At 38.2% G+C, this 18,595-nt stretch carries 19 protein-coding genes and 1 riboswitch; of the genes, 7 read left to right on the top strand and 12 right to left on the bottom strand.

The window, feature by feature from the left end:
* Positions 1-14 precede the first annotated feature (14 nt).
* Positions 15-539 (bottom strand): type 1 glutamine amidotransferase domain-containing protein, encoded by a 525-nt coding sequence (locus ACH6EI_RS23685; protein ID WP_098999452.1) that lies wholly within the window; start codon positions 537-539, stop codon positions 15-17.
* A gap of 302 nt (positions 540-841) precedes the next feature.
* On the opposite strand from ACH6EI_RS23685, the gene ACH6EI_RS23690 reads away from it, so the two are divergent.
* Positions 842-1,264, top strand: coding sequence for a DoxX family protein (locus tag ACH6EI_RS23690; RefSeq protein ID WP_028412488.1), 423 nt, complete (start codon positions 842-844; stop codon positions 1,262-1,264).
* A gap of 67 nt (positions 1,265-1,331) precedes the next feature.
* Here the strand turns inward: ACH6EI_RS23690 and ACH6EI_RS23695 are convergent, their stop codons facing one another.
* From ACH6EI_RS23695 to ACH6EI_RS23725, 7 genes are all read right to left on the bottom strand, one after another.
* Positions 1,332-2,495: a M20 family metallopeptidase gene (locus ACH6EI_RS23695; protein ID WP_034327426.1), complete on the bottom strand. Its 1,164-nt coding sequence runs from the start codon at positions 2,493-2,495 to the stop codon at positions 1,332-1,334.
* A 231-nt stretch (positions 2,496-2,726) separates the two neighbouring features.
* Positions 2,727-3,524: a HoxN/HupN/NixA family nickel/cobalt transporter gene (locus ACH6EI_RS23700; protein WP_028412490.1), complete on the bottom strand. Its 798-nt coding sequence runs from the start codon at positions 3,522-3,524 to the stop codon at positions 2,727-2,729.
* 133 nt (positions 3,525-3,657) lie between these two features.
* A riboswitch (cobalamin riboswitch) is annotated at positions 3,658-3,840 on the bottom strand.
* A gap of 105 nt (positions 3,841-3,945) precedes the next feature.
* Positions 3,946-4,365, bottom strand: a complete 420-nt coding sequence (locus ACH6EI_RS23705) for an organic hydroperoxide resistance protein (RefSeq protein WP_028412491.1) — start codon at positions 4,363-4,365, stop codon at positions 3,946-3,948.
* Between the two features lie 151 nt (positions 4,366-4,516).
* Positions 4,517-5,110 carry an undecaprenyl-diphosphatase gene (locus ACH6EI_RS23710; RefSeq protein ID WP_033580715.1) on the bottom strand — a complete coding sequence of 198 codons (594 nt, stop codon included), beginning with the start codon at positions 5,108-5,110 and terminating at the stop codon, positions 4,517-4,519.
* Between the two features lie 146 nt (positions 5,111-5,256).
* Positions 5,257-6,189 carry an ABC transporter ATP-binding protein gene (locus ACH6EI_RS23715; RefSeq protein ID WP_098999451.1) on the bottom strand — a complete coding sequence of 311 codons (933 nt, stop codon included), beginning with the start codon at positions 6,187-6,189 and terminating at the stop codon, positions 5,257-5,259.
* A gap of 1 nt (position 6,190) precedes the next feature.
* Entirely contained in the window at positions 6,191-6,874 is a 684-nt protein-coding gene (locus ACH6EI_RS23720) for an ABC transporter permease (protein WP_014461898.1), read from the bottom strand.
* 35 nt (positions 6,875-6,909) lie between these two features.
* Positions 6,910-8,124: a DUF418 domain-containing protein gene (locus ACH6EI_RS23725; RefSeq protein WP_098999450.1), complete on the bottom strand. Its 1,215-nt coding sequence runs from the start codon at positions 8,122-8,124 to the stop codon at positions 6,910-6,912.
* 170 nt (positions 8,125-8,294) lie between these two features.
* On the opposite strand from ACH6EI_RS23725, the gene ACH6EI_RS23730 reads away from it, so the two are divergent.
* The 6 genes from ACH6EI_RS23730 to ACH6EI_RS23755 all read left to right on the top strand — a co-directional run bounded on the left by ACH6EI_RS23730 (position 8,295) and on the right by ACH6EI_RS23755 (position 14,215).
* On the top strand, positions 8,295-9,020 hold the full coding sequence (locus ACH6EI_RS23730) for a response regulator transcription factor (protein WP_099330589.1): 726 nt from the start codon (positions 8,295-8,297) through the stop codon (positions 9,018-9,020).
* Positions 9,017-10,771, top strand: coding sequence for a sensor histidine kinase (locus ACH6EI_RS23735; RefSeq protein ID WP_099330588.1), 1,755 nt, complete (start codon positions 9,017-9,019; stop codon positions 10,769-10,771). Before ACH6EI_RS23730 ends, ACH6EI_RS23735 begins: the two co-directional genes overlap by 4 nt.
* A gap of 80 nt (positions 10,772-10,851) precedes the next feature.
* Positions 10,852-11,544 (top strand): response regulator transcription factor, encoded by a 693-nt coding sequence (locus ACH6EI_RS23740; protein ID WP_099330587.1) that lies wholly within the window; start codon positions 10,852-10,854, stop codon positions 11,542-11,544.
* A 3-nt stretch (positions 11,545-11,547) separates the two neighbouring features.
* A complete protein-coding gene (locus ACH6EI_RS23745; RefSeq protein WP_108674360.1) occupies positions 11,548-12,894 on the top strand; it encodes a HAMP domain-containing sensor histidine kinase in 1,347 nt (448 codons plus the stop codon).
* A 72-nt stretch (positions 12,895-12,966) separates the two neighbouring features.
* Positions 12,967-13,542: a PepSY domain-containing protein gene (locus ACH6EI_RS23750; RefSeq protein ID WP_028412500.1), complete on the top strand. Its 576-nt coding sequence runs from the start codon at positions 12,967-12,969 to the stop codon at positions 13,540-13,542.
* Positions 13,543-13,675: 133 nt separating this feature from the next.
* Entirely contained in the window at positions 13,676-14,215 is a 540-nt protein-coding gene (locus ACH6EI_RS23755; protein WP_099330585.1) for a PepSY domain-containing protein, read from the top strand.
* Positions 14,216-14,252: 37 nt separating this feature from the next.
* Here ACH6EI_RS23755 and ACH6EI_RS23760 read toward each other — a convergent pair whose 3' ends face one another.
* From ACH6EI_RS23760 to ACH6EI_RS23775, 4 genes are all read right to left on the bottom strand, one after another.
* Complete coding sequence (locus ACH6EI_RS23760; RefSeq protein WP_099330584.1) at positions 14,253-15,530, bottom strand: DUF445 domain-containing protein; 1,278 nt, start codon at positions 15,528-15,530, stop codon at positions 14,253-14,255.
* Positions 15,531-15,657: 127 nt separating this feature from the next.
* Positions 15,658-17,013, bottom strand: coding sequence for an amino acid permease (locus ACH6EI_RS23765; RefSeq protein WP_099330583.1), 1,356 nt, complete (start codon positions 17,011-17,013; stop codon positions 15,658-15,660).
* Between the two features lie 225 nt (positions 17,014-17,238).
* Entirely contained in the window at positions 17,239-17,889 is a 651-nt protein-coding gene (locus ACH6EI_RS23770; RefSeq protein WP_099330582.1) for an amino acid ABC transporter permease, read from the bottom strand.
* A 14-nt stretch (positions 17,890-17,903) separates the two neighbouring features.
* A complete protein-coding gene (locus ACH6EI_RS23775; RefSeq protein WP_047751753.1) occupies positions 17,904-18,542 on the bottom strand; it encodes an amino acid ABC transporter permease in 639 nt (212 codons plus the stop codon).
* Positions 18,543-18,595: the final 53 nt, after the last annotated feature.

An 18,595-nucleotide genomic window follows, 5' to 3' on the forward strand; every position in this document is an offset into this window, starting at 1 on the left:
TTTCGGCTTTTTTCTTATTGCCCTGCTAGTACATCAGCAAATGCTTTTGCATAAGGAGGAAGGTCTGGCGGACGGCGGCTTGAAATGATGTGGCCGTCGATTACGACTGCTTCATCATGCCAAATAGCTCCCGCATTTTCCATATCATCTTTGATTCCTGGCGTACTTGTTACGTTTCGGCCATCTAAGATTTTTGCAGAGATTAATACCCATCCTGCATGGCAGATTTGGCCGATTGGCTTTTGCTGTTCATCCATATGACGAACCATTTCAATTACTTCAGGGTAGCGGCGCAGTTTATCCGGCGCCCAGCCTCCAGGTACTAAAATAGCGTCATATTCAGCTGGATCAACATCTTTAAATGCATAGTCCGATACGGCTGGAACACCGTATTTCCCCATGTACGTTTCGTTTGCTTTTTCTCCAACTAAATGTACTTCTGCTCCTTCTTCGCGAAGACGCATCACTGGATACCATAGTTCTAGATCTTCAAAGTCTGCACTAACAAGCGCAATAACTCTTTTATTTTCTAAGCGCATCGTAACACCTCCGCCATCAGTATAGCATGTTGGAGAATAAGATTGAAAATAAGGAACTAAATTGTACATAATTAAAGGATTTTTCAAGTGCCCTTCAGAAATTTTTTGTATGCCAAATGATCTAATTTTATATTTTTACTTGACTGGGGACAAACATCACACTACAATGTGTAGTGTGATGTTCATAATGTTGTAAAATTATCCAAATAAGAAAGACTTTATTTAATTGCTACATTTCTTTTCACGGGCTTTTACACTACATAATGTAGTGTTTTTCAAATACACTTAAAGGAGGAAGTAAAGTGAATAAAAACGTCGAAATTGGATCGCTTATTATTCGTTTAGTATTAGGTTTTACATTTTTAGTACACGGCTTTCAAAAATGGCAAGGGGGAATTGAAAATACAGTAGGCTTCTTCGATAGCTTAGGAATCCCTGGTTTCATGGCATATATTGTGGCAACAATTGAACTTGTAGGTGGGGTTCTGATTATTCTTGGTCTAGCAACAAGAGTCGTAGCTGCTTTATTTGTGGCAGTTATGCTTGGCGCTATTTTTACAGCCAAGCTTAAAAGCGGATTCGTTGGCGGGTTTGAGTTTGATATTGCCTTAATTGCCATGTCTGCTCACTTATTTGTTGCAGGAAGCCAGTTCCTTGCTCTTGATAAAGTGGTATTTAAAAAGAAAGAAACTGCTTTTTCTCTTCAAGAAGAAAGCAGTAAATAAAAAAGAAAGCTTATACTCTCCCAATATAAGCTTTCAGGTTAGTCCCGCCGTTTGAGGCGGGCTTTTTTTATATTTGAAGCAGCAAATTCGCAAATAAAGAAGAACGCTCGGACAACGTATCAATTTGAATATGTTCATATTCTGCATGTATTCCTTTTCCGCATGCTCCTAATCCATCCAACGTGGGAATGCCAATAGCCGCTGTAAAATTGCCATCACTTCCGCCTCCAACAGCTGCTTCTTCTAATTTCATACCCAGTTTGGCCGCAATTGACTGAGCGCATTCAAATAACTCTTCCGTTTGTTTAGACTTAACCATTGGAGGACGATTCATGCCTCCTGTTACTTCAATCTTAATCCCTTTTAAAATGGGCGTTAAATTCAAAATAATATCCGTCATACGTTTTGCTTCTTCTTCTGTAGAAACACGTAAATCCACGTGCGCTTCTGCATATTCCGGCACTACATTTGTACCGCTGCCTCCGGTAAATGTCCCAACGTTCACCGTTGTACCTTTTTCATAATCGGTTAAGCTCTGCAGAAAAATCACTTGGCGCGCTAGCTCTTCAATAGCATTGATTCCTTCTTTGTGGTGATTACCAGCGTGGGCTGCTCGTCCCCACACCTTTACGGTGAAAATCCCCGCTCCTTTGCGCGACGTTTTTAACGCACCTGAACCCGCCACCGCAGGTTCTGCTACTAGCACTGCTTCACTTCTTTGTGCTTCTTCTTCTATATATTTTTTAGAGGAAATTGATCCAATCTCTTCATCTGAATTGCAAAAAAACACAATTTTTTTATCCAGCGATAAGCCAAGCTCTTGAATCGCTTTAATCGCCCATATAGATTGTATAATGCCGCCTTTCATATCTAAAATTCCCGGACCATAAAGCTTGTTTCCTTCTGTTCTTAGACTCAGCCTTCCCTTTTCCCATACCGTGTCAAAGTGACCGATAATTAAAAGCTGCTTCTCTCCTTCTCCAATCGTAAATTTCAAGTGGTTTCCTACTTCTTTTTCTTCTATGATTTCATACCCTACGCCTAAACGCTTCTGAAACAGCTGCGTTAAATACATTCCACACTGATCCACTAACTCTTTACTGTAGGACGGTGATTCTTTTTTCACAAATCCAACTAAATCTTCGAGCATCTCTTGTTCATGTTCTTTTAAATAACTAAATACGCTTTGTTCTACCATTACCTGACTCAAATCAATTCCTCCTCCAAACAACCCCTGCTGCTTGTGCATTCATTGCTTTTATTTATCGTACGTATGAGTATGTTCTACGTTTCACATAACGACCTTAAATTATCCTTAATTATAATGGTTTTCAGACAATTTTCCATCCTTAAAATACAGATAATACTTTAACTTATTCATAACCGACCGAAAATAGCCATAAACTTCAACAAATTTATACAAAAAAGCTTCAATCTTCAACAGATTAAAGCTTTCATTTTATTAATTGACATTTATTTTGATATTTTTCCCTTTTGACTTCACACTTACAAATACAAACATAGACACTAAAAAAATAAACAAAATAACGCCAACCATTTCAAAGTTTACTTCGGCCCATGGATTAAAGAAAGTGAATGCTAAGTAGAAGGACACCCCGTATGCGAGGATAACAATAACCCAGCCCATCAAGCGGGAAGCAGATTGCCCAAACTTACTCGATTCATTCACCATTTTATGTACAATCAGTGAATCGATTGTATCTGTCAGCATCATACCAAACATAAATACTAGTCCTAATAAAAGCGGCGTATATTTGCCTGCGTTCCCTACAGCTAGAGACCACACGGCCGTTTGACTGACCGTTTCAGCTGCTAGGGCAAACAGCGCTCCTACAAGAATAATTAAAAAAGGATTCGTTGTTCCTTTTGCGATTTTCGGAATAAACTTCCCTTTTAACCCGCTCACCTGAAACTCTTCTTCTTTGTTTTTAGTTCGAAGCAAATGATATGTGTTTAATGTCCCAATCAGAAAGAGAGAGATGATAGATACCCAAGATGCAAAATGATCGAAATATGCTGGAAACGTAAAATTCTTCATCACTACGCCCAGCACCCCGGCCGTGACGGCCACCATTCCTCCATGACCGAGTGAAAACAGCGTTCCGACCCACGGGGCAAAACGGCTGCCCATTCGCCAATTATATCGGGTCTGGCCATCAATAAAAGCTAAGTGATCTGCATCTAATCCGTGCCTGATTCCTAATAAAAAGACAAGTAAAAAAACTGATAAACCTTCCATTTCCTACACTCCTTTTTTTAAAATAAAACGTAAAAAAGCCTCAATTCTATAGAAATTGAGGATGTGTCGGCATATGAAAATAAACAGTAATTGCTCACTGCGTACCTTGATACACCGCCTCTTTCCTAGAAGAGTCAAGTGTACAGAATAGGTAGGTCTCCTGGCTTGAGATCATCATTTTCTACCGCCTTCCCCGTTTTGAGTGACGATAAGATAGAAAACTCCCTGCTTACAGTGGCTGGACCGCTCGAGATTTGCACTCGATTCCCTGTTACCTCTTACGCTATGTAAGAGCACCTAAACTGTGCGAATGATTCATTTTCTTCCTCATTATACTAGTACTCCTTACAAATGAATAGAGAAAATTCAAATAAAAAAGCCCTGCTAAGCTTTACATGCTTAACAGGGCTTTTTAAAGCAATTAAACTACTTCTACCGTTACGTCTACGTTGCCGCTGATTGCTTTTGAATACGGGCAGTATGAGTGGGCTAGGTCTACATATTTTTTAGCTGTTTCTAAATCTAAGCCTTCGATATGAGCTTCAAGCGCTACAGCAATTTTTACTCCTTGATCAGCTTTATCTGGAAGCAGCTGAACCGTAGCTTTTACTTCACTGCTTTTAATTTCTACGTTATGTTTTTTCAACATAAATTCTAACGCACTGTTGAAACAAGCACTGTATCCAGCTGCAAATAGCTGCTCTGGGTTTGTTGCTGTTGTTGCTTCTCCACCAAGCGCTGGAGGTGTTGCAACGTCTAAATTAAAGATATTATCTAAAGAATGAACTTCTCCTGTTCTTCCACCTGTGTTAACGACTGTCGTTTCATATAAAGCTTTCATGTATAAATCTCTCCTCTTTTTTAGTAATTTTATTAAAATTTTTTATTTATCGTTTCTGTGATTTAATTGTACACAATTTAATTTTAAAAAACAAGTGTTAAATACATTAAAAATTTTCCAATAAAAAAAGCCGCGTATATGCGACTTTTTCTTAATAATATTGAGACTGTTCGTCATAAGCTGATTTTCGAAAAATAGACAAGTTGGTAATAGCCCTCATCAGTTTCGTATTAAAAATAACATAATGAATAAACAGCGCCAGCACGCAGCCTAAAACGGCTCCTGTTAACACATCGAATGGATAGTGAACGCCAACCCATACCCGTGAAAATGCAATGAGTGCACCCATGACAACCCACATGCGCCCTGAACGTTTGAAATGCAGCCAGATGGTAAAAGTGATAACTAATGCAGATGTAGCATGATCGCTTGGAAATGAAGAATTCGCGGCGTGATCAATAAGCTGATTCACGTGGTGAGAGATAAACGGACGATCTCGATAAGCAAATAAACTAATCACTTTATTGATAATGACTCCTGTGGCACAAGCACATAAAGCTTGAAATGCTACAACACGGCTGCCGTTTTTATTAATAAGTAAAAACAAGCCGAGTAAAACAATAAGTACATACTGGGCATAATCTGCAAAGAATACCATTAGCGAATCTACAAACTTCACATGCGAGGCATACTGATTCACCGCATGGAAAATGGTATAGTCTACTGAATTAATAGCTGATAACATAATCGAAATCCTTTCTTATTTTTAAATGTCATTAGCTATCTTATCAGTTTCTTGGGAAAATGAACATGTTTTTGTCAGAGGCTTCCTAACTGGTATTTATAAATAACGTATTCAGGATGAGTAGTAAGCCAACGGACTTTTGCCCATTAACTTACCTGCGAATGATCCACAATGTTTTTTTGCAAAAAGATTTCTTCTAAAGAAGGTTCTTCTACGTGAACTTGATAAATATCGATGCCGCATTGAATCAATTCGCGAATAATCAGAGGGATATTTCTCTCTTTTTGAAGCATCACTTTTGTGTACGTGTGATGGTATTCCACGTCCGGACTCACCGTACGGAAAAACTGTTGAATATATTCTTTGTGGCTGTTTGGGTAAGGATCATGTTTGATTATCACCGTTTTTTTCGCTTGGTATTGAAAGCGCAGTTCTTCCATTGTCCCTTCTATTAAAATAATCCCATTTTTCATAATCGCTACACGCGTACAAATCTTCTCAACTTCATTTAAATTATGAGACGTCATAAAAATCGTCTTGTCTTGATTTTGAAGTTCTCTTATTAATTCATGAATGTGGAGAGCAGATTCAATATCTACTCCAGAAGTTGGTTCATCTAAAAAGATAAGATCTGGGTCTGTTATAATTGCTTGAGCAATTCCTAACTTCTTTTTCATTCCAAATGAAAACTTTCCAACTTTCTGATGCTCATGTCCTTCTAATCCTACTTTCTTCAGTACATCAATACAGTGTTCTTTCGAAAAACGATGGCCATTTATCTTTAAAAAATAGCACAAATGATTGAGCGCTGTCATCTCATCGTAAAAGTTAGCATAGTCAGGAAGCACGCCTATTTTCTTCTGAAGCTCTAAATCAATATCACTCTGTCCCAGCAGCGTAAATTCTCCTGCTGAAGGAAATGAAACGCCGGTAAGCATATTAATAAATGTAGACTTCCCTGCTCCGTTTCTCCCTAAAAATCCGTAAATTTCTCCTTGTGGTACCTGTAAATTAATACTATTAACAATTGTTTTAGATCCATACTTTTTAGTTAATTTACTTGTTTCAATAGCATACATATTATACTTCTCTCCTTTTAAAACTCCAAAGTGCCGTACATAAACAGAGTGCTGCAAAAATAAGAAGAACCGTTAAATACCCTTTCTCCAACTTTAAATAGTAGTAAGGTGTCACATACTTAAACCATGCAATGTACGCTTTTGATGAAAATATGCTCCATCCACTCAGTACCGGTAGAACAAACGATAAAATAATTGATAAAAACATAGTATGAGTTGGACTTGGTATTAAAGCTGAAAGCATTAAAACAAATGAAATGATACAAACGGTGAATAGCAGGCACTCTAAAAATATATAAAAAGAAAAATGATGCGAAATAAACCCAATCAGTAGAAAAGAAATAGAGATACAAACAAGCCAGAAACAACAAATTCCTAAGAATTTTCCTAGTACAATACGCTCTCTTGATGTTTTGGTAACTAAAAACCTGGCTGTTCTTGTTTTAATTTCTTGATTAATAACATTGTGAGAAAGACTTGAAATAAACAAAGGTCCGAATCCGAGAAGCATCACCAAAATCCCTCCGTTGGCTCCATCTCGAATCTGTGCGCTCGTCAGTTGACCTCCAAGTTGACTAACTAGATGGGCTATTCCATAGGAAGCACCGCATACGATTAAAATAACGATAATTGATTTAACACTTTTAAATAAGCTTTGAAACTCTTTTACACTAATGGCCCACATTTCGAAAATCTCCTTTTAAATAAGTTTGACTGCTATCATCCAACAAAAGGATGATTTATTCCCTCCGGTAAAGCTTTTTTCTCTTTGGGCTTTCCGTTCCAAGAAAAATTTGTCCATATACGCAGCAGCTTTTCCACCGGTCCAGTTTGAAATTTTCGCACGTACATATAGCTGCCGATAAGCTGAATTCCGTAAATACCTATGCAGACAAAAATCCCTGCTATCATGCCGAGCTTTCCGAAATAACCTAATCCATAACCGTAAAAAATCGTCGTGCATATAACCGTTTGCATTAAATAATTACTAAGCGATATCCTGCCTACGCTTTCAAAAGCCTTCATCAAAAATGACCGCTCGCATTTCGTATATACCCAAGCAAAGCCTGCAATATAACCAAGAGATAGGAGACTCCCACCTAACATATGTGTAGAACCAGCCCAATTAGCATCTTGCCATACGTACATAGTTCCTTTTAACAATAAGCTAAGCGGAATCAACACGGCCGCCCAACGGCCATACTGTTTTGGATTAGCTGAAACGTCGTAAAACCACTTTTTCTTCCCTGCGTACATACCAAACAAAAATAAAGCACCCATTATAAATGGTGTAAACAAGAAGGCAAAAGCAAATTTATATCCTGCTATATTCATCGGATCAACGTTGTTGCGGTGGTCTTTAATTTGTTCATAAGTTCCACTTCCATACACATGAATCGTATCTTTTACGTATGTGGTAAGCGTTTGTTGATCACTAAGAAGATACATATTATCGTTTAATGAACCGTAACCAGCTGCTCCCGTAAGAACTAGTAAAATCGATGCCCATACCAACAGCGTTTTAGCTTTACGGTTTAAAAAGAAAAGTAATAAAAATATCCCCATCATTCCGTAAAACGTAAGAATATCTCCTTCCCATAAAAGTACTCCATGCAGTAGGCCAAACCCTAGAAGCAGAAGAAAGCGGCGAAAGAAATGCCTTTTTACTCCTAACTGCCTTCTTTCTAAACTCTCTTTCATCTTCACCATTGAATAACCGAATAAAAAAGTAAAGATTGGCATAAAACTTTCTTCTACCGCGACTTTTAAAAAGACATAGGCTGCTGAATCACTTGGTGATAGGGAGAAAAGATGAATCATATCCTTTCCGTAAATACCATATTGAAAAATCAGCATATTCGCTAGTAAAATACCAAACAAGCTAAATCCTCTCATACTATCAATTACTTTAACCCGCCTAACATCATTACTCATCCTTTTAACTCCTTTACTATGTGTCTGTATATTTAGTATATAAAATGAAGTTTTCAAGAAAATAAACGGGAGATTATCTTTTCTTTAACATTTTCCAATTTTGTTAATCTTTTCGTAATGTTCTTATGCTAAAATCGAATACGTATGAAATGAAACCGAGGTGATTTATATTGGAAGATGCATCTATCTTGCTAATTGATGATGAAATTGCTATTGTCAAAATGCTGGAGACAGTATTAAAAAAAGAAGGCTTCAACCAAATCTATAAAGCTCACACCGCTCAAGAAGCGCTAGATGTTTTACATAATAAAACGATTGATATTATTTTGTTGGACGTCATGCTTCCCGATAAAAGCGGATTTGATATTTGCCCTAAAATTCGTGAGCTCTCAAACGCATATATCCTGTTCATAACAGCCAAAGTATCTGACTTGGATGTATTAACAGGTTTTGCCATGGGCGGAGACGACTACGTAACTAAGCCATTTAATCCTTTAGAGATTGCGGCACGAATTAAAGCACGATTACGCAGAAAACAAACGCTGATCGAAAGAAGTCCTGTAAAAATGGGATTACAGCCTTCAAATCGCTATGAGTTTGATCGTTTTATCGTAGATGAATCCGCTGGAGAGCTCATTGTAGATGGTCAAACGCTTGCTTGCCCCGCACAAGTATTTTTGCTGCTACTTCATTTTTGTAAAAACATGAACGTGGTTCTTTCTAAATCACAGCTGCTTGAAGCCGTTTGGGGATATAATCAGTTCGTAGACGATAATACGGTAACCGTTCATATTCGAAGAATTAGAGAAAGAATCGAAGATAACCCTAGCAATCCAAAACATTTAGTTACGGTACGAGGACTTGGATATAAATTAGTGAACGGCAAAGCACTATGAAATCAATTAAAAGAAGGTTGACCTTTCATTTTTCGTTTCAGTTTATCGCAGCTATTGCGTGTGTTTGCTGCGTTCTTTTTTGCGCTTTAATATTTCTAGGCTATTACCTTACAAAGCAAGATATCAAAAGAGACTTGCCCTCTGGATCACTTAGCGTATTAACTACGGACACAACAGTTAAAAATGGGAAAGCGAACGTTTCAGACAATTTAGCGAAACAGCTTAAACAGGAAGGGTTATGGTACCAAGTACTGAACAAACAAGGAAAAGTAATTGGAGAAGTTAACTCCCCAAAAGACTTACCTAAGCACTACGGTCTTTCAGAGTTATTAGAAATGGATAAAACCAAAAAATTTAAAGGCTATAATGTCGTAACAGAACTTGATACCTTTTTGACTACACCTACTTATTATATTTTGGGCTATAAAAGTGATTTAAAAGACCAGCTATATGCTTTGTATGCTAAATATAATAAACAAAGTGTGCCTCCCAAAAGCGATATCCCTCTTATCAAAAAGGCGTTAAAAGAAAAAGATGCTTCGCTTCAAATTTTAAATGAGAAAGGTGATATCTTAGCTTCAATTAGAATGCCTAAAGAAAAAACACGTTACGATCCTTTAGAAATTATTTCCCGAAAAATTGAACAAGATAAATATGATTCAACAGCTACTGTATTCCATGATCCAAAGAAGAAAATTTCTTGGGTTTTTTACACTCCTAATAATTACCACAGTATAACCGATGAATCTATTATTCGAAAAGCTTGGATGATCTCCATCATCGTGGCGGTTTCTGTTCTTATAGCCACTATCACTTTCTCCATCTGGAACGCTTTTCGCTACGGTGGCCCCTTACTTCTCTTCACCAGCTGGCTCGGGCGCATGGGAAGCGGAAACTATTCAGAAGTGCTAACAGAAAAAGAGCGGAAGCGCGTCTTTCGGAAGAATGGAAAAGTACGTTTTCAATATCGTTTGTATTCAGAAGTAATCACAGCTTTTTATGAGATGGCGGAGCAGCTTAGCTTAGCTGAAAAAGAACGAAAGCAGCTAGAAACCACTCGTGAAGAATGGATGACTGGAATATCACATGATTTGCGAACCCCCCTTTCGACGATTCAAGGATATGGCCATATGCTTGAAAGCGGCTATTACAATTGGAACGAAGAAGAGCTAAAAGAAATTGGCCAAACGCTGCGTGACAAAAGTGAATATATGGTGGGGCTTGTAGAAGATTTTTCACTGGCCTTTAAGCTTAAAAATAATGTGGTTGCCTTAGAAACAAAAAAAGTGGATGTTCATCAATTGCTTCAGCATATTGTTTTAAAATTCGTTAACGATCGAACTATTAAAAATGTTCAATTCTCTTATGTACCCGTTCACCTTCAACCTTTTATTCAAGCTGACCCGCGCTGGTTTGAAAGAATGGTTGATAACCTAATTTTTAATGCTATTAAACATAATCCGGAGAACACCACTATTACAATTTTGACCGTTCTAAAAAGTGACCACGTCTTGATTACAATTCAAGATGATGGAATTGGAATGGATGAAGAAACGCAGAAAAATTTATTTGACCGCTATTACCGCGGCACAAATACAACCGAAAAAACAGAAGGTGCTGGACTTGGCATGAGTATCGCAAAGGCCATTTGCGAACTTCATAAAGGGCATATTGAAGTGAAATCCACTCCTAACCAAGGCACTTCCATTACCTTACATATTCCTCTTTCAACCAATCAGCAGCCGGGCTAACCTCCAGCTGCTTTTATACACCTCAATCCTCTCCATGCTATAATGTACGCAACTATACATAGACACAAGGGGGAATTTTTTTGAGTAAAGGCAGAATTTTAATTGTAGAAGATGAGCGCAAAATTGCTCGTTTGATTCAGCTCGAGCTTGAACACGAAGGGTACGAAACGGGCATGGCTTATACAGGGACAGAAGGATTGGCAGAGTTTCAAGCACATGATTGGGATTTGCTGCTTTTAGATGTGATGCTTCCTGAATTGAGCGGACTCGAAGTACTGCGTCGCATTCGAGCAAACGATGATCAGACGCCCGTTATCTTATTAACCGCTCGAGACGCCCTTCCTGATAAGGTAAGCGGACTAGATTTAGGAGCGAACGATTACATTACAAAGCCCTTTCAAATTGAGGAGCTTTTTGCACGTATCCGCGTCTGGCTTCGCCATCCTGCATCAGCATCTCCTGCTGAAAAAGAAGCAGATACTCTGCAGCTAGGAACTTTAGTTGTGAATGAAAAAACGCGAGAAGTCACGCGTGAAAATGAAGCTATTGAGCTGACTCCTAAAGAATATGATTTGCTTGTCTATATGCTTCAAAACAACAATCAAGTGCTAAGCTTTGAACAGCTTCTTACAAACGTGTGGGGATTTGATTACTACGGCGACACGAATATTGTATACGTATACATTCGTTATTTGCGCAAAAAAATTGATGCTCCATTTTCAACACCCTACATTCAAACAATGCGGGGCGTTGGCTATATGCTTAAGGAGTAGCTCATGAAACTGCAAACAAAGATTATCCTTACATCAACTGTGCTGCTTTTTATTCTGCTAGTGATTGCGAACAGCTCGATTTACTTCATTTTCAAGAAAACCATGGAAGACAATGCAATTGAACGTTTGCAAGCAGAAACAAGCAACGTAACACATGGTCTAAAACAAACAAGTTCGACGGTTAAACAAGCCAATTTGCTTCGTGCCTATTTGCCTCCTAACGGAATGATTCGTATTTTGCCTAAATCAGGGAGGCCTTTAGTTGTATCGGTTACTGATCAAACGAAAGAGCTTCAGGACTTATCCTATTCTTATTATTCAAATGAACAAACAACCATCAAAGAAGACGACGGCCACCTATACGCAATTTCGCATACTCCGGTCATTTGGACGAACGGTGAAGTCGTTTCTTTAGAAGTCACGGAACAACTCGAAGACGTGGAACAATCTTTACAGACGTTAAAATTCATCTTGCTTATTGCCTCTCTTGTTATATTAATTCCGACCATATTTGCCGGACGGCTTTTAAGTAAAATCATTTTGCGGCCTATCAAATCTCTTATTCATACTATGGAAGAAATTCAAGTGTCTCGCACATTCAAAAAAATCGCTCTCTCTTCCTCTTCTAAAGATGAGTTAGATCAAATGGCCAACACCTTCAATAATATGATGGATTTATTAGAGGAAAACTATAAAAAGCAAGAGCAGTTCGTATCCGATGCTTCTCATGAATTAAAAACACCCCTGACCGTGGTAGAAAGCTATGCCAATATGCTAAAACGATGGGGGATGAAGCGTCCAGATATTTTAGAAGAAGCCATCGAAGCCATTCACTCTGAGTCTTTACGCATGAAACAGCTTACGTCTCAAATGCTGGTGCTTGCGAAAGATGAGTCGCAGTGGGAGCTTCACATGGAACACGTAGATGCGGCGGCCGTCTGTAACCAAACAATCAAGCATCTAGAACAAGCTTTTGAACGAACCATTTATTTAAATATAAAAACGGATCATCCCGTCGTAACAGCGGATGAAAAACGCTTAAAGCAGCTGCTGTACATCCTCTTAGATAATGCCATTAAATATAGTGAAAAAGCGGTAGAGGTAACCATAACAAGAAGCGAAAGCTTTATGATTACGGTCACAGATCAAGGAATTGGTATTCCAAAAGAAGATTTATCAAACGTGTATGAACGCTTTTTTCGCGTAGATAAAGCAAGAAATCGAGAAACCGGTGGTTCAGGGCTTGGGTTATCCATTGCTCGAAAGATTGTAGAAGCCCATAGCGGACGTATTGAGATTAGCAGCGATGAAGGCAAAGGGACATCCGTAACGGTTTGCTTTCCTCTTTGATTTCTCACCGTTTCTTAGAGATTTTTAAGAATTGCCTGCTATACTATTTTTCATAATACTGGAGGTGAATGTATGAAGAAAACGGTGCTTTTTATACTTATCTTTCTTGCTGTTGGTTCAGCTTGCTTTTATGGAATAGCAAAAGCAATGAATCGATCTGATACCATTTTATCCGAGTCTGAAATCAGCCGTATGATTCAGCAGAAATATGGCGGCACAATTGAAAATGCAAGCTTTTCTCAAAAAGATGATGAACCGATTTATCTAATTACTTTGCTTAAAGGTGATATTCCATACCACATCACAGTAAATGGAGAAAATGGAGAAGTCCAGTCATTAATCAAACAAAAAGTAGAGAAACAAACGTCTACTCAAACTAAAAATGATACAGAAAAAGAACAAAAAAAGAGCGAGCAGCCACCCGTTTCTCCTACATCCGACGAGCCTCTCATTTCAATGGAACAAGCAAGAGATATTGCTTTACAAAAAGTAAAAGGAACGTTTTCCTCAGTTGAAATAGAAGAGGAAGAAGGCCAAACCTTCTACGAAGTCGAAATTGATCAGTCTAAAACAAGAGAAGCTAAAGTAATGATAAACGCTTACTCTGGGCATGTAGATTCCATAACCTACGAAAATGACGACGACTAAAAGTACAGCGGAAAGCTGTGCTTTTTTTATACACCTTTATTTATTTCTAAGAAAATTTTAAACTTCTTCTTCTTTTCCTTTAAAGTTCATGGGCTAATATAGTCTTAACAACAAATCAAGGAGGCCGTAACATATGAAAGTTATTACAACCGTTTTAGCCAGTGCAGTATTAGTCGGTGGATTAGGTGCAAGTGCATATGCCATGACGGATCAGTCTAAAAGCAATGACAAGAAGCAAACCACAACGATTGAAGAAGCAAAGGCAAAAGACATTGCTCTTCAAAAAACAGACGGCGGTGACATTACAAATATCCAATTAGCCGTAGATGACGGCGTTAAACAATATGAAGTAGACATCACAAAAGGTGATAAAGAATACGATGTAGATATTGACAGCAGCAGCGGTAAAATCATTGAATTTGATGAAGAACAAAAAGACGATGAAGATGAGAAAGAAGAGAATCTTCAAAACGTTTCCCCTGCTGTTTCATTAGATCAAGCCATAAAAACAGCTTTAAAAAGTGCTAAAGGAACCGTGAATGAAACGGATTTAGACCAAGAAAACAACCGTTTAGTATATGAAATTGAAATTGACACAGCCGATAAACGTGAAGCAACTGTTTCAATAGATGCCAAAAACGGTGACGTAATCAGTGTAGAAATAGATGATTAATAGAAAAAGCACGCTCCAAAAGGAGCGTGCTTCTTTTTTATACCGCTAATTTAATAACCGTTAACACAATACCAATCAAGAATCCACATAGAGCTCCGTTCACTCGAATCCACTGCAAATCTTTTCCGACATTGTTTTCCATCATATCCACAAGCGTTTCATCATCTAATTTATCTAAGTTTTCTTGAACAAGCTGCCCAATTTTTGAATGATTCTCGTCTACAAAACTCATGATTTGCTTTTGAATAGCCGTATCAATTGCTTCTTGACGCTGTGCATCCCCTTCAAGAGCATTCAGCCAGCTCTCTACGTAAGGAACGGCGTAGCTTTTCATAAATTCAGGGCTTTCAATAAATGCCGTCACTTTCGCTTTCATTTTATCGACGATTTCTGTTAATTTATTCGTTACATTTAATTCATTAATCGTTTTTTGTTTCCATGCTTCTAATTTCTCAAGAAGCTCTTCATTGTGCTCCAAGCCTTGCAGCTCTTTTCTAATTCCATTTACCAAAGCAAGGCGATATTCATCATCTTCATTACGAAGACGACCTGTAATAGAAACCAGTAGATTTTGCAAAATAGACCCTAGCTTCTCTTCGTTAATCATGCTTTGAAATGATTTGAGAGCAAATTGTAAAATACCGTCAAGCTCAATATTATCAAGCGCATTTTTAGCAATACTTCCGAGCTGGTACTGCGTTTCTTCTTTTTTAATCCAGCTCTCTCCTTTATTTAAAAGAACATCAAGTGCTTTTTCATCATACTGATTTTTTACCACTTCTCCGACAATCGAATGCACGATAGGTTTTAACTCTATTGCTGAAAGCGATGATTTAAGCTCTTTTTCAATAATAGGAACGACTTTACCTGTATCCACACGATTAATCGCATCAACAAGCAGTGCTGTTCCTTTTTGTTGAATCGTTTCCGAATGAACACCTTTTCGAACAATCGGAAGCAAACGCTTTGTAAACGCAATTCTTTTTACTTTTTCTTGAATGCTTTCTTTTGACAGCCAGTCGTTTTCCAGCGTTGAAACTAACCCTTTTGTAATACGCTGTCTGTTTTTAGGAAGCAGCGCAGTGTGCGGAATAGGAATGCCTAAAGGGTGACGAAAAAGAGCCGTAACTGCAAACCAATCCGCTAAGCCGCCGACTAATCCAGCTTCGAACCCACCTTGAAGCAACCGACCCCAAATTGAATCACCAAAAGGCATGGTGGCAACGAAGCCCACTCCCATAATCGCCAAAGAAATCGTGGCCAAGTGCTTTGATTTCTTTTTTGGGTTTGTTGTAAATACATTATTTGATTCCATTGTAGTCCTCATCCTTTATTTATTTAACTAAACATTTCATCTAGAAATATGTAACGTGATACAGAAATTTTCGCAAAAAAAGAAAGACAAGCTTTTACCCTCGTCTTTCTAGTATATTGCCTTTTTGCTATACTTCAAACTTTTTTTCTTTTCGACTTTTATTAATAAATGAAAAAATGAGGAGTACGACCAGGATAACCGCACATACGCTTGATCCAATCACATTGTTTTTGTTAAACATAAACGATACAAAAATAACAAGCAGTGCTGCTGTTGCAAAGAGCGTTGTATAAGGAAACCACTTTAAGGAAAAAAATGGATTTTCTTTATATCCTTTACGCAGCTTTAATTGAGCTAAACAAATGCTTACCCAAATAAGAATAATCGTGAAGCCAGGAATAGTCATTAAATAACTAATTACATTGTCCGGCGTTTTATAGGCTAAAAATAAACCTATTAAAATACAAGCAGCCGTAATCATTAACCCATTAATCGGAATACCGTTTTTCGAAACTTTCAAGAAGCGCTTTGACGCTTCCCCGCTTTGAGCCATAGCATAAAGCGTACGAGACGTTGCATACATACCTGAATTCGCTGCTGATAAAACGGCCGTCAATAAAACAAAGTTCATAATATGAGCCGCACCCGGAAGTCCGGTGATACTAAACACTTGCACAAAGGGACTGTCTTGCCCCGATACAGAATTCCAGGGCATAAGGCCGCAAATAATTAAAATAGGCAAAATATAAAAGCCAATTACTCGCCATACTGTGCCTTTAATTACTTTCGGTAACACATTTTTTACATCTTTTGTTTCGGTTACGGCCACACCAATTAGTTCAGCTCCGCCGTAAGAAAACATTACAATTAAAAAGGCACTTAGCACACCGCTCATGCCGTGAGGGAAAAATCCTCCATGAGCCGTATAATTTGCCCAAGGGTTTTGCACATCACTTGGAATTACACCGAATAAAATGAAAGCTCCCAAAATGATAAAAGCAGTAAGAGCAATTACTTTAATACCGGCAAACCAAAACTCAATTTCTCCGTAATACTTCACTTGAAATAAATTCATCCCTACAATCAGCACTGCACAGAGAAAGCTTAAGAGCCAAAGAGGTACAGAAGGGAACCAAAACTTCAAAAAGCTTCCTCCCGCAAGCAGTTCAACAACCGTCACAACAATCCAGTTCACCCAGTACAGCCACCCTACAATAAAAGAGGTTTGCGTACCGAATGCCTTATGCACTAAATTTTGTACGTTCATATTCGGATAGACAATTGCCATCTCCGCTAGTGCTGTCATTACAATAAATAAGATAAGGCCACCAAATAAATACGCAAGTACAACACTTGGTCCTGCAATACCTAGCGTGTCAGCGCTACCTTTAAAAATGCCTGTCCCAATCATGCCGGCAAGTGCAATGAGCTGCACATGACGAGGCAACAGACCTTTTTTTAAATTTTGATCTTGTTTTTCCATAATGCCCGTCCCTTCTGTTCATTTTACGTGTTAGTTTAACCAAATCACTTCTTGCGCAAAAACCCCTACCGGATATTCAGTAGGGGTTGGACCAACACTGTTTTTTTCTTCTATATAATGAATGAAAATAATCTCATTTAATCACTGTTACTTTAGTCATTTTATGCGTTGCAACAATGCATTGTCAATGTTATTTATTTTCCAAAAATAAAGTCAAAAGAGTATCTACACCCTTTTGACTTCTAGTCTTCGTGCAATGATTGATAAAGCATAGTTTACAATAAAATACATCATCGCAATGATCAAAAACATCGGCACCACGTAACTTTGTTTCTGTCCATAAATGATTTGAGCATTGTGCAGCAAATCAGGAAGCGCGATGACCACTGCAAGCGACGTATCTTTTAATAATGAAATAAATTGACTAACTAAAGGAGGTACCATTCGTCGCAAAGCTTGTGGCAATACAATAAAACGAAGCGTTTGGTAATAGTTTAAACCTGATGAACGTGCCGCTTCAATTTGTCCTTTTTCAATTGATTTTAATCCGCTTCGGATAATTTCTGAAATCATAGCAGATTCAAATACAGTGAGGGCCACAATCGCTGCTGACGTAATTTCCATATCAATTCCGATTTCAGGTAAAGCAAAGTATGTAAAAAAGATGATTAAAAGAAGCGGCAAATTCCGGATAATTTCTACGACAAAAGCGAGTACATGAGACAGAACTGGAATGCGGGCATACCTTAAAATACCTACTATACTTCCAATAAGAAAACTTAACACAATCGAAATGAATGCCACTTTTAAAGTGACCCAAAATCCTTCTACTAAGAAGGAAAGGTGATCAGGAGAATAAGCACTCATAAAATCCATCACTTTCACTCCTTTCAGCTTGTTTTACCAAGACGTTTCTCAAGATAACCAACTCCTAAACTCAACGGAATGGTTAGAACTAAATAGAATAAGGCCACAAAAATATACACATCAAACACTACGTAAGTTCGAGAGGAAACAAGATCTGCCTGATACATTAAATCAAAACCAGCAACAATCCCTAGCACGGATGAGTTTTTCACTAAATTAATAAATTGATTCCCAAGAGGAGGAATGACAATTTTAATGGCTTGAGGCAATATAATGAATCGCATCGCCTGACCGTACGTAAGGCCGGATGAACGCGCCGCTTCAAGCTGCCCTTTTGGAACTGCCATAATTCCCGCTCGTATAGCTTCGGCGATAAAAGCTGCCGTATAAATAGTGAGTCCCAGCACTCCGGCTGCTGTACCGCTGATTCCTGCCACAATAAAAATAAAAAAGACGATAACCACAAGTGGAATATTTCGAATAAACTCTACGTAGACAGTGCCAATTACATTTACTATTTTGAGAGGAGCTATTCGCATTACCGCAATGATTGTACCAAGTACAAAACTGGCCACTAAAGCAATCAGACTGGCGATAATGGTGTACTTAAAACCTTCTAAATAAAGATCCATATTGTTCGTAAGAATTGAAAAATCCAGCAATTTTCTTCCTCCTTTCAACTAAACAAGCAGGATGAGCATAATGCTGCTCATCC

Origin of the sequence: Priestia sp. JSM ZJ58, assembly GCF_044383985.1 — a bacterium.
GTDB classification, from domain to species: Bacteria; Bacillota; Bacilli; order Bacillales; family Bacillaceae_H; genus Priestia; species Priestia zanthoxyli.

Bases quoted from the DNA above. Each gene is read 5' to 3' on its own strand.
- ACH6EI_RS23765 (WP_099330583.1), bottom strand. From the start codon at position 17,013: ATGGAAAAACAAGATCAAAATTTAAAAAAAGGTCTGTTGCCTCGTCAT.
- ACH6EI_RS23760 (WP_099330584.1), bottom strand. From the start codon at position 15,530: ATGGAATCAAATAATGTATTTACAACAAACCCAAAAAAGAAATCAAAG.
- ACH6EI_RS23715 (WP_098999451.1), bottom strand. From the start codon at position 6,189: ATGTATGCTATTGAAACAAGTAAATTAACTAAAAAGTATGGATCTAAA.
- ACH6EI_RS23725 (WP_098999450.1), bottom strand. From the start codon at position 8,124: ATGAGTAATGATGTTAGGCGGGTTAAAGTAATTGATAGTATGAGAGGA.
- ACH6EI_RS23710 (WP_033580715.1), bottom strand. From the start codon at position 5,110: ATGTTATCAGCTATTAATTCAGTAGACTATACCATTTTCCATGCGGTG.
- ACH6EI_RS23685 (WP_098999452.1), bottom strand. From the start codon at position 539: ATGCGCTTAGAAAATAAAAGAGTTATTGCGCTTGTTAGTGCAGACTTT.
- ACH6EI_RS23755 (WP_099330585.1), top strand. From the start codon at position 13,676: ATGAAAGTTATTACAACCGTTTTAGCCAGTGCAGTATTAGTCGGTGGA.
- ACH6EI_RS23700 (WP_028412490.1), bottom strand. From the start codon at position 3,524: ATGGAAGGTTTATCAGTTTTTTTACTTGTCTTTTTATTAGGAATCAGG.
- ACH6EI_RS23770 (WP_099330582.1), bottom strand. From the start codon at position 17,889: ATGGATTTTATGAGTGCTTATTCTCCTGATCACCTTTCCTTCTTAGTA.
- ACH6EI_RS23705 (WP_028412491.1), bottom strand. From the start codon at position 4,365: ATGAAAGCTTTATATGAAACGACAGTCGTTAACACAGGTGGAAGAACA.
- ACH6EI_RS23745 (WP_108674360.1), top strand. From the start codon at position 11,548: ATGAAACTGCAAACAAAGATTATCCTTACATCAACTGTGCTGCTTTTT.
- ACH6EI_RS23720 (WP_014461898.1), bottom strand. From the start codon at position 6,874: ATGTGGGCCATTAGTGTAAAAGAGTTTCAAAGCTTATTTAAAAGTGTT.
- ACH6EI_RS23735 (WP_099330588.1), top strand. From the start codon at position 9,017: ATGAAATCAATTAAAAGAAGGTTGACCTTTCATTTTTCGTTTCAGTTT.
- ACH6EI_RS23750 (WP_028412500.1), top strand. From the start codon at position 12,967: ATGAAGAAAACGGTGCTTTTTATACTTATCTTTCTTGCTGTTGGTTCA.